Source organism: Burkholderia sp. MSMB1459WGS (assembly GCF_001534535.1).
Classification (GTDB): Bacteria; Pseudomonadota; Gammaproteobacteria; order Burkholderiales; family Burkholderiaceae; genus Burkholderia.
This window is the reverse complement of the sequence record NZ_LPMU01000064.1, coordinates 225,169-231,869: the sequence shown is the minus strand read 5'-3', so window position 1 is coordinate 231,869 and position 6,701 is coordinate 225,169. Positions and strand designations below refer to the sequence as shown.

Below are 6,701 nucleotides of genomic sequence, written 5' to 3'. Positions count from 1 at the left end.
CTGGAGCGGGAGACGAGTCTCGAACTCGCGACCTCAACCTTGGCAAGGTTGCGCTCTACCAACTGAGCTACTCCCGCGTATCGCTACGCTACTGCTTCCCCGTCACACACTTACTTCGTCGTGCAGCGGAGAAGCGAGATTATGTCGAAGGCACATTCGTGTGTCAAGGGCTTTTCCAGCCCTTTTTACAAAAACCGCCGCCCATGCGGCGCGGATCACGCGCCGCCGCGCTCGCGGATCTGCGGCCATGCGAGCTTCATGTAGTACAGCATCGACCAGATGGTCAGCACCGCGGCGAGATACATCAGCCACTCGCCCCACACGCGCGTATCGATCGTCACGACGCCGAGCGGCAGCGGCCCGTAGAACAGCAGCATCGGAATCGCGACCATCTGGCATGCGGTCTTGAACTTGCCGAGTTGATTCACCGCGACGCTCTTCGACGCGCCGATCTGCGCCATCCATTCGCGCAGCGCCGAAATCGCGATCTCGCGACCGACGATCACGAGCGCGATCGCCGCGTCGACCCGCGAAATCTGCACGAGGATCAGCAGCGCGGCCGTCACCATCAGCTTGTCCGCCACCGGGTCGAGAAACGCGCCGAACGACGACGTCTGGTTCCACTTGCGGGCGAGAAAGCCGTCGAACCAGTCGGTCAGCGCGGCGAGGATGAAGATCGCCGCCGCCGCGAGATTGCGGTGCGCGCCGTCCATCACCGTGTCCGGCAGATAGAACACGCCGACGACGAGCGGAATCAGCACGATCCGTACCCACGTCAGGAAAATCGGGAAATTGAACGGCATGGCATGCGGGACAGTAAAGGATTCGCAATTGTGCCGTGTCGACCGGCCTGCCACAAGAATGCTGGCAAATGCCGCCGGCCGCACGGCCGCGTCAGTGAAGCTGCTTGTAGATCTGCTCGGCGAGCGCGTGCGAAATGCCCTCGACGCTCGCCAGCTCCTCGACACTCGCGGCCACCACGCCGCGCAATCCGCCAAAACGCGCGAGCAGCCGCTGCCGGCGCTTCGCGCCGACGCCCTCGAGCTCCTCGAGCCGCGACGTCTGCCGCGCCTTCGCCCGCTTCGCCCGCATGCCGGTGATCGCGAAACGGTGCGCCTCGTCGCGGATCTGCGCGACGAGCATCAGCGCGGCGCTCTCCTTGCCGAGTTCGAGCGGCGCGCGACCGTCCGCGAACACCAGCGTCTCGAGGCCGACCTTGCGCCCCTCGCCTTTCGCGACGCCAACCAGCATCGACGTGTCGAGGCCGAGCTCGGTGAACACCTGCCGTGCGATCTCGACCTGACCCTTGCCGCCGTCGATCAGCACGATGTTCGGCAGCAGGCTCGACGCCTCGGCCTGGCGCGTCGACTCGCCGTCGATGCCGGCCGCTTCGTCGGCGGCCGCCGCCTGCGCGGCCTGTTCCACCATCTTCTCGTAGCGGCGCGTGAGCACCTGCCGCATCGCCGCGTAATCGTCGCCCGGCGTGATGCCCGTGATGTTGTAGCGGCGATATTCGCTCGATTGCATCTTGTGATGGTGATAGACGACGCACGACGCCTGCGTCGCCTCGCCCATCGTATGGCTGATGTCGAAGCATTCGATCCGCAGCGTCGCGAGATCGTCGCTGTCGTAGCTGAGCGTGTCCGCCAGCGCACGCGTGCGCGCCTGCTGCGAGCCCTGCTCGGACAGCAGCCGCGCGAGCGCGAGCCGCGCGTTCTGCTCGGCCATCGACAGCCACGCGCGCCGCTGCCCCTGTGGCTGCCGCACCAGCGACACCTTGTGGCCAGCCTGCTCGGACAGCAGCTCCAGCAGGTCGCGGCTCGCGGGCGCATGACTGACGACGAGCACGGGTGGCACGCGATTGCCGAGATAGTGCTGCGCGATGAACGCATCGAGTACCTCGGCCTCGACCGACGCCGCGGCCGTGCCGCGCGCGCTGCCGGCCTCTTCCACAGGCTGGTCAGGCACCGTGTCGAGCGGCGCATCGACCGCTTCCGCCGGCTCGGCCTCGTCACCGAGACCGCCTTCGGCGAGCGTCAGTGCACTTTCGACGTGTGTCGGAAAGTACGCCTTGTCCCCGAGGTGCCGGCCACCGCGGACCATCGCGAGGTTCACGCACACGCGTCCGCCCTGCGCGACGACGGCCAGGACGTCGACGTCGCGGTCGCTGCCGACCTCGATCGCCTGCTGGTGCAGCACCGTCGCGAGCGAACTCATCTGATTGCGCACGGCTGCCGCCTGCTCGAATTTCAGCTCGGCCGCGAACGCGTGCATCTTCTGCTCGAGCTCCTTCATCACTTCGGACTGCCTGCCAAGCAGGAACCGCGCGGCGTTCGATACGTCGACCGCGTAATCCTCGTCGGAGATCGCGCCGACGCACGGCGCCGTGCAGCGCCCGATCTGGTGCAGCAGGCACGGCCGCGTGCGGTTGTTGAAGACCGAATCCTCGCAGGTGCGCAACTGAAACACACGCTGCAGGATCTGGATGCTCTCGCGCACCGCCCACGCGCTCGGGAACGGCCCGAAATACTGGTTCTGCTTGTCGACCGAGCCGCGGTAGTAGGCCATCCGCGGAAAGCGGTGCGCGGTGAGCTTGAGGTACGGATACGACTTGTCGTCGCGAAACAGGATGTTGTAACGCGGCGCGAGCGCCTTGATCAGGTTGTTCTCGAGCAGCAGCGCTTCGGCTTCCGAGCGCGTGACGGTGGTTTCGATGCGCGCGATGCGCGTGACCATCATCGCGATGCGCGGCGACAGTTGCGTCTTCGTGAAATAGCTCGACACGCGCTTTTTCAGGTCGCGCGCCTTGCCGACGTAGAGGACGGCGCCCGCCGTGTCGTAATAGCGATAGACACCCGGCATGTGCGGCAACTGCGCAAGGATCTTCTTCGGTTCGAACGGGGTATCGGAGGCTTCTGGGGATGTCATGCGTGATCCGGGCGCCTTGTAACGCGGAACGGGTCTATTAGAATCGCCAGTTTAGAGCATTCACCGGCCCGCTTCGATGCCACGCTCCTCCGCTGCCCCCCTCTCCGCGGTGCCGCTCGCGCCGGGCGAACCGATCGCCTGCGACCTCTTCTGCACGGTGATCGACAATTTCGGCGACATCGGCGTGTGCTGGCGCGTCGCGCGCCAGCTCGCGCACGAGCATGGCTGGCAGGTTCGCCTGTTCGTCGACGACCTGCACACGTTCGCACGCCTGCTGCCGCAGGTCGATCCCGACGCGACGCGGCAGACGGCCGACACGATCGTGATCGAGCACTGGCATGCGGAAGTCGGCGACGCGCTGGAAATCGCCGACGTCGTGATCGAGGCGTTCGCGTGCGAGCTGCCCGGCGCGTATCTCGCGGCGATGGCGCGGCGCGCGCGGCGCCCCGTGTGGATCAACCTCGAATACCTGAGCGCCGAGGACTGGGTCGCCGATTTCCATTTGCGGCCATCGCCGCATCCACGCTACCCGCTGCTGAAGACGTTCTTCTTCCCGGGCCTGTCGGCCGGCACGGGCGGCGTGCCGAAAGAGCGCGACCTCGACGCGCGCCGCACGGCCTTCGACACCGATCCGGCAGCACGCGCCGCGTGGTGGCAGCGCGCGACCGGCGGTGCGCCGCCGGCGCCCGGCACGACGGTCGTCAGCCTGTTCGCCTACGAAAACCCGGCCGTCGACGCGCTGCTTGCGCAATGGCGCGGCGGCCCGTCGCCGGTCGTCGCGCTCGTGCCGGCCGGACGTCTGTCGCCCGCCGTCGCCCATTTTTTCGGGGTCGAATCGTTCGCGGCGGGCACACGGGTGCGCAGCGGCAACCTGACCGCCCATGGTCTCGCGTTCGTTCCGCAGGCCGACTACGACCCGCTGCTGTGGGTCGCCGATTTCAATTTCGTCCGCGGCGAGGATTCGTTCGTTCGCGCACAGTGGGCGCGCAAGCCGTTTGCGTGGCACATCTACCCGCAAGCCGACGACGCGCACCTGCCGAAGCTCGACGCCGCGCTCGCGCACCTGTCGGCCGGTCTCGCCGATGCGCCGCGCGCAGCGCTCGAGCGGTTCTGGCATGCCTGGAACGGCGCCGGCATACCCGACTGGGCCGATTTATGGCAGCACCGCGCCGCACTCGACGCCAATGCAGCCCGCTGGGCCGACGCGCTCGCGACCGTCGGCGATCTCGCCGGAAAGCTGGCGGAATACGCAAAATCTCAGTTAAAATAAACGGTTATCCGACGGCTGACCATGCAAGCGCTCGCGTTTGAGCTTTGGGGGCCCACCGGAACGCATCTGCTTGGCGCCTCACCCGTTGTGCAACGCTCAGGCACCTATTTATTCGATTGGATCAGGACAGTTTTTTATGAAGACCGCACAGGAACTCCGCGTAGGCAACGTCGTGCAGATCGGCAGCGACGCATGGGTCATCGCCAAGACGGAATACAACAAGTCGGGCCGTAACGCCGCCGTCGTCAAGATGAAGATGAAGAACCTGCTGACGAACGCAGGCCAGGAATCGGTCTACAAGGCCGACGACAAGTTCGACGTCGTCGTGCTCGATCGCAAGGAAGTGACGTACTCGTACTTCGCCGACCCGATGTACGTGTTCATGGACGCCGACTACAACCAGTACGAAGTCGAAGCCGAAATGATGGGCGAAGCGCTGAACTACCTCGAAGACGGCATGGCTTGCGAAGTCGTGTTCTACAACGAGAAGGCGATCTCGGTCGAACTGCCGACGATCCTCGTTCGCGAAATCACCTACACGGAACCGGCCGTCAAGGGCGACACGTCGTCGGGCAAGGTGCTGAAGAACGCGAAGCTGGCGACCGGCTTCGAACTGCAAGTGCCGCTGTTCTGCAACACCGGCGACAAGATCGAAATCGATACGCGCACGAACGAATACCGCAGCCGCGCGTAATCGTCAGCGATACCCGCATCGAACAAAGCGCCCTTCGGGGCGCTTTTTGTTTGTCTGGCGCCAACAGCTGCCACAAACCAGAGCCATAAGCAGCACAAAAGCCACCGGTAAAGATATTCAATTTGTATCATCGGTAACTGTTTTATAGCGCCGGAGAAATAATGCGCGTGATGCGTTCGGCGGGGCATAAAATCAATCTTTAATCCGACATGCGGCTGCGGCCCGCTGGCCGACAGCCCGCCTCTCTTGACTCGACTCGCGTCCACCATGCCACACGCCCTGATTGTCGAAGACGATCCCAACAGCCTGTCAGGCCTCACCGCACTGCTCGCCGCAGACGGCTTCTCGGTCGACACGGCCACGTCGCTCGCCGAAGCGCGCACGGCGCTCGGCCGCTCGATTCCCGACGTCGTGCTCGTCGACCTGAACCTGCCGGACGGCAGCGGGTTCGACCTGCTCCAGCACCTGCCGCAGCAACAGCCGAACGGCTCGCTGCCGGTGATCGTGCTGACGGGCAACGCGACGGTCGAGAGCGCCATCGAGGGCCTGCGCCACGGCATCTGGGACTACCTGCTGAAGCCGATCAACATTCCGCGCCTGCGCAGCCTGCTCGCGCGGATCCCCCGCCCGTACGAACTGATCGACGAAGTGCAGTCGCTGCGTGCGTCGCTGCGCCATCTCGGCCGCTTCGGCGCGCTGGTGGGCCGCAGCGATGCGATGCAGCACGTGTACGACATGATCGAGCACAACGCCCGCACCGAAACGGCCGTGCTGTTCTCGGGCGAAGCCGGCACCGGCAAGAAGCTGGCGGCGCGCACGCTGCACGAACTGAGCCGGCGCCGCAAGGGGCCGTTCGTCTCGTTCGACTGCCGCATGCTCGCGCAGGCCGGCCGGCACGGCGCGTCGCTCGACAGCGTGCTGTTCGGCCATGAACGCGGCGCGTTCGACGGCGCCGAGCGCCGCGAATCGGGCCTGTTCGAGCAGGCCGGCGGCGGCACGCTGTTCCTCGACGAAATCACCGCGCTGCCGCTCGTGCTGCAGGAAGCGCTGCTGCACGCGCTCGATTCGCAGAACTTCATGCGGATCGGCGGCACGAGCCCGATCACCAGCGATTTCCGGCTGATCGCGGCCACGCGCCGCCCGGCGCGCGAAGCGGTGGCGAACGGCACGCTGCGCGAGGATCTGTGGCTGCGCCTCGACGCGGCGTCGATCACGATGCCGCCGCTGCGCGAGCGCGACGGCGACGCGCTCGCAATCGCGGACGCGCAGATCGACGAACTGAACCGCGAAGCGCGCGCAACCGGCCGCAGCACGACCGACAAGCGGGCGGCGCCGGGCTTCGTGCGCGAATGCCTGTCCTACGAATGGCCGGGCAACGTGCGCGAGTTGCAGGAACGCGTGCGCTTCGCGTACGACGCATCGGGCGACTTCATCGAGACGCTGCGCGCGGGCGAAGCCAGCTTCTCCGCCGGCGCCGCGCTGAACGGCAGCAGCGTGCAGATCAAGGTCGGCACGCCGCTGTCCGACGTCGAGGATCTGCTGATCCGCGCGACGCTCGACGCGGTCGGCGGTACGCGCCACCGCGCGGCTACGCTGCTCGGCATCAGCCCGAAGACGCTGTACAACAAGCTGCAGCGGATGAAGGTGAACTGAGCGGGCAGCCCTGAATGCGGACGCTGACGGGATCTGACCGTTAGTTGCTTATACGCCCGAGCTCGTCCCGGCGACTGCCCTGATCGGGCGGTCGCGACCCGCAAAAAAAGCCGCGCTATTGCGCGGCTTTCTGTTGAGGCGACCCAAACGGCGCGA

General features: G+C 66.0%; 5 protein-coding genes and 1 tRNA gene. 3 read left to right on the top strand and 3 right to left on the bottom strand.

The window, feature by feature from the left end:
* Position 1: 1 nt before the first annotated feature.
* From WT97_RS25915 to uvrC, 3 genes are all read right to left on the bottom strand, one after another.
* Positions 2 to 77: transfer RNA gene (locus WT97_RS25915), tRNA-Gly, on the bottom strand.
* Between the two features lie 138 nt (positions 78 to 215).
* Positions 216 to 803: a CDP-diacylglycerol--glycerol-3-phosphate 3-phosphatidyltransferase gene (gene pgsA / locus WT97_RS25910; protein ID WP_059501566.1), complete on the bottom strand. Its 588-nt coding sequence runs from the start codon at positions 801 to 803 to the stop codon at positions 216 to 218.
* A 91-nt stretch (positions 804 to 894) separates the two neighbouring features.
* Entirely contained in the window at positions 895 to 2,928 is a 2,034-nt protein-coding gene (gene uvrC, locus WT97_RS25905; RefSeq protein WP_059501568.1) for an excinuclease ABC subunit UvrC, read from the bottom strand.
* Positions 2,929 to 3,004: 76 nt separating this feature from the next.
* Here uvrC and earP point away from each other — a divergent pair, with 76 nt between their 5' ends.
* The 3 genes from earP to WT97_RS25890 all read left to right on the top strand — a co-directional run bounded on the left by earP (position 3,005) and on the right by WT97_RS25890 (position 6,545).
* Entirely contained in the window at positions 3,005 to 4,198 is a 1,194-nt protein-coding gene (gene earP / locus WT97_RS25900) for an elongation factor P maturation arginine rhamnosyltransferase EarP (protein ID WP_060354639.1), read from the top strand.
* Positions 4,199 to 4,334: 136 nt separating this feature from the next.
* Positions 4,335 to 4,892, top strand: coding sequence for an elongation factor P (efp, locus tag WT97_RS25895; protein ID WP_034206788.1), 558 nt, complete (start codon positions 4,335 to 4,337; stop codon positions 4,890 to 4,892).
* Positions 4,893 to 5,159: 267 nt separating this feature from the next.
* On the top strand, positions 5,160 to 6,545 hold the full coding sequence (locus WT97_RS25890; RefSeq protein WP_059501572.1) for a sigma-54 dependent transcriptional regulator: 1,386 nt from the start codon (positions 5,160 to 5,162) through the stop codon (positions 6,543 to 6,545).
* Positions 6,546 to 6,701: the final 156 nt, after the last annotated feature.